Below are 1195 nucleotides of genomic sequence, written 5' to 3'. Positions count from 1 at the left end.
CATGGCTAAGGCTAAGTTTGAACGTAATAAGCCACACGTTAACGTGGGCACAATCGGTCACGTTGACCATGGTAAAACAACTTTAACAGCTGCGATTGCAACTGTATGTGCGAAGAAATTCGGTGGTGAAGCTCGTGACTACGCTGCAATTGACTCTGCACCAGAAGAAAAAGCACGTGGTATTACCATTAATACTTCACACGTAGAATACGATTCTCCAACTCGTCACTACGCTCACGTCGACTGCCCAGGTCACGCCGACTATGTTAAAAACATGATTACTGGTGCGGCTCAGATGGATGGCGCGATCCTGGTATGTTCAGCGACTGATGGCCCTATGCCACAAACTCGTGAACACATCCTGCTTTCTCGTCAGGTTGGTGTTCCATACATCATCGTATTCCTGAACAAATGTGACATCGTTGATGACGAAGAGCTGATCGAACTGGTAGAAATGGAAGTTCGTGAACTTCTTTCTACATACGACTTCCCGGGTGACGACACTCCAGTAATCCGTGGTTCTGCTCTTGCTGCACTGAACGGCGAATCTGGCCAGTATGGCGAAGATGCTGTAGTTGCACTTGTTGAAGCGCTTGACACTTACATCCCAGAGCCAGTACGTGCAATCGATCAAGCATTCTTGATGCCAATTGAAGACGTATTCTCTATTTCTGGTCGTGGTACAGTAGTAACTGGTCGTGTTGAGACTGGTGTTGTACGCGTTGGTGAAGAAGTTGAAATCGTAGGTATCAAAGACACCGTTAAAACAACTGTAACTGGTGTTGAGATGTTCCGTAAGCTTCTAGACGAAGGTCGTGCGGGCGAGAACTGTGGTGTTCTTCTTCGTGGTACTAAGCGTGAAGACGTACAACGTGGTCAAGTATTGGCTAAACCAGGTTCAATCAAGCCACACACTAAATTCGATGCGGAAGTATACGTACTTTCTAAAGAAGAAGGTGGTCGTCACACTCCATTCCTGAACGGTTACCGTCCACAGTTCTATTTCCGTACAACTGACGTAACTGGTGCGATCCAGTTGAAAGAAGGTGTGGAAATGGTTATGCCTGGTGACAACGTTGAGATGTCAGTAGAGCTGATCCACCCAATCGCAATGGACCCAGGTCTGCGTTTTGCGATCCGTGAAGGTGGTCGTACAGTAGGTGCTGGTGTAGTTGCTAAAGTAACTGCATAATCA

1 protein-coding gene is annotated in these 1195 nt (G+C 47.0%); it reads left to right on the top strand.

The annotated features are described in order from the left end of the window. Position 1 precedes the first annotated feature (1 nt). Positions 2–1192 carry an elongation factor Tu gene (gene tuf, locus NI461_RS14005; protein ID WP_151203694.1) on the top strand — a complete coding sequence of 397 codons (1191 nt, stop codon included), beginning with the start codon at positions 2–4 and terminating at the stop codon, positions 1190–1192. The last annotated feature ends 3 nt before the right edge of the window (positions 1193–1195 follow it).

The organism is Acinetobacter sp. S4400-12 (genome assembly GCF_024129495.1).
Lineage (GTDB): Bacteria > Pseudomonadota > Gammaproteobacteria > Pseudomonadales > Moraxellaceae > Acinetobacter > Acinetobacter lwoffii_C.
Note: the sequence above shows the minus strand (reverse complement) of the source record. Positions and strands in the feature narration are given on the sequence as shown.

Bases quoted from the DNA above. Each gene is read 5' to 3' on its own strand.
- tuf (WP_151203694.1), top strand. From the start codon at position 2: ATGGCTAAGGCTAAGTTTGAACGTAATAAGCCACACGTTAACGTGGGC.